Here is a 2543-nt window from a genome sequence, read left to right on the forward strand (position 1 = left end):
GCTGTCAATCGGCGCCGAAGTTTGACCCCTTATCGGCGTCCAAAACTGACCCCTCTGGGAGCACGGGAAGCTGGCCCGAGGCGGCGTAGCTTCCACGCGGCGCAGCCGGATCGGGCCAGCGATGATCCGGGGCTCAGGCTCGTGTCTTGAAGCGCCAACTCTCGTTGCCGGTCTCGGCGATGTCGCAGTGGTGGGTGAGCCGGTCGAGTAGTGCGGTGGTCATCTTGGCATCGCCGAAGACGCTCGGCCATTCGCCGAAGTCGAGGTTCGTGGTCACCAGGATCGAGGTGCGCTCGTAGAGGCGGCTGATCAGGTGGAAGAGCAACTGACCGCCGGTCTGAGCGAACGGTAGGTATCCGAGTTCATCGAGGATGACGAAGTCGAGCCGGCACAGGATGTCCGCGGTGCGGCCCTGGCGGTCGGCGCGGGCCTCGGCATCGAGCTTGTTCACGAGGTCCACGACGTTGAAGAACCGGCCGCGCTTGCCGCTTCGGATACAGGCCCGGGCGATGCCGACGGCGAGATGCGACTTTCCCGTCCCGGTCCCACCGATCAGCACGACGTTGCGCTGCTGCTCGAGGAAGTCTCCGCCCGCCAGGTCGCGGACCAGCGTCTCGTTGACGGGCGTCTCCTCGAAGTCGAACTCGTCGATTTCCTTGGCCAGCGGCAGCTTGGCGATGGTCATCTGGTATTTGATCGAGCGCGCCTGCTTCTCGCTGATCTCGGCATTCAGAAGGTCGCCGACGATCTTCTGCGGCTCGTGCTGCCGCTTCACGGCGGTGGCGATGATCTCGTCATACGCCGCCTTCATCCCGTAGAGCTTGAGCTGGCCCATCACGTCCAGCACCTGCGATCTTTCCATGGTCCGGTCTCCTGAGGCTGTCGTAGCGTCTGCAATCGGCGATCGGCTCGCAGCTCAGACGCAGCGCGTCCGGTGTCGCGATGGTCAGCGGCGGCCCGGGCTCCCGGCGCCGGGCGAGGATGTTGAGAACGACGGCGGACGAGTGAACGCCCTCGCTCAGCGCCTCGGCGCAGGCCGCATCCACCGCGTCCAGGCCGTCGGTCAGGACCGAGCTCAGGATCTCGACCATCTGGCGGTCGCCGTTCGGCACTCGGCTGAGCTTGCGCTGCACGCGCCGCATTGCCGCCGGCAATTCCCACTCCTTGAACGGCGCCCCGTTCCGGAGAGCCCCAGGCTTGCGGGCGAGGACAGGGAGGTAGTGTAGCGGATCGTAGATATCCTTGCCGCGGCCGAAGGCGCGGGCATGCTCGCCGACAATCTTGCCGTCCTGCCAGATCTCGATCTGTTCGGCATAGGCGCGGACCTCGACAGCCCGGCCGACAGCCCGGGCGTCGACCGAGTATCGGTTGTTGTCGAACCGGACGAGACAAGTTTTGGAGACCGAGGCCGGCACGGCGTGGAAGCCGTCGAACCGCCCGGCATAAGGAACCAGGATCGGTCGTTCCTCCTCGAAGACTTCCCAGGTGGTGCGCTCGCGCAGCTCGGGATGCGGGTGCGTCCTGGCCCAGGCAATGCAGCGGTCCTCGAGCCAGGCGTTGAGCTCGGCGTAGCTCTTGAACCGCGGCCGCGGCACAAAGAACCGCCGGCGGACGACGCCGACCTGGTTCTCGACCTGCCCCTTCTCCCAGCCGGAAGCGGGCGTGCAGGGCCAAAGCGAGAAGCGCGATCCGTCCGAGCGGATCGCTTTGGCGGATCGACGAGGTAATGACCGCACATCTGCTGGAAGCGGCGATTGTAAGCCCGATCCCGGCCGACGAAGATCGTGTCCACGGCCGTCTTCGCGTCCATCGTCCTCGGACCGATGGCGGACAACGGACGCTGTCGTAGATGCCCCGCGCGCAGGCCCCGCCAAAGAAGGCGAACGCCTTGTCGTGCGCGTCGAAGACCATCTCCTGTGTCTCTCTGGGATAGGCCCGCACGAACAGCATCCGGCTGTAGCAGAGCCGGACATGCGCGACCTTCACCGTCGTGGTCACCCCGTCGATCAGGACGACCTCATGGCTCCAGTCGAACTGGTAGGCTTCGCCGGGATCGAAGCTCAAGGGCACGTAGGCGGCAGCCGAGGCTTCCCGTTCGGTCTTCGTCCACGACGAAGCATAGCGCCGAACGGCATCGTAACCGCCTTCGTATCCGAGTGACTGAAGCTCCTCGAAGATCCGGATGCGCGTAAGCCGATCCCGCTTCGGCTTGCGGGTATTCTCCGCCAGCATCCGGTCGAGCTCGTCTTTCCAGGGCCCGATCTTCGGCTGCGGTTGGACGCTGCGCTCGTAACTGAACTCCGTTGCCCCGGACCTGATTACCCTGCGCACCGTGTTCCGCGATACGCGCAGCTCCCGGCAGATCTGCTTGATCGGCTTCTTGTCTTGGAAATATGCCCGACGGATCTTCGCGATTGTCTCCACGACCAACATCCCGCACCTGCTCCCGGTTGCCCCAGGAGCATCATGGCCACCGATGTAAGGGGGTCATTTTTGGACGCCGATCACCCCGCTACGGGGTCACTTTTCCATGCCGGTTCACA

1 protein-coding gene and 1 pseudogene are annotated in these 2543 nt (G+C 64.9%); both read right to left on the reverse strand.

Going from position 1 to position 2543, the window contains the following annotated elements:
- Positions 1–133: 133 nt before the first annotated feature.
- Complete coding sequence (istB, locus tag BUE30_RS17160) at positions 134–862, reverse strand: IS21-like element helper ATPase IstB (protein ID WP_073334367.1); 729 nt, start codon at positions 860–862, stop codon at positions 134–136.
- Positions 795–2433: pseudogene (gene istA, locus BUE30_RS17165) on the reverse strand (IS21 family transposase). The gene istB and the pseudogene istA overlap by 68 nt, the downstream one beginning before the upstream one ends.
- Positions 2434–2543: the final 110 nt, after the last annotated feature.

The organism is Wenxinia saemankumensis (genome assembly GCF_900141735.1).
Lineage (GTDB): Bacteria > Pseudomonadota > Alphaproteobacteria > Rhodobacterales > Rhodobacteraceae > Wenxinia > Wenxinia saemankumensis.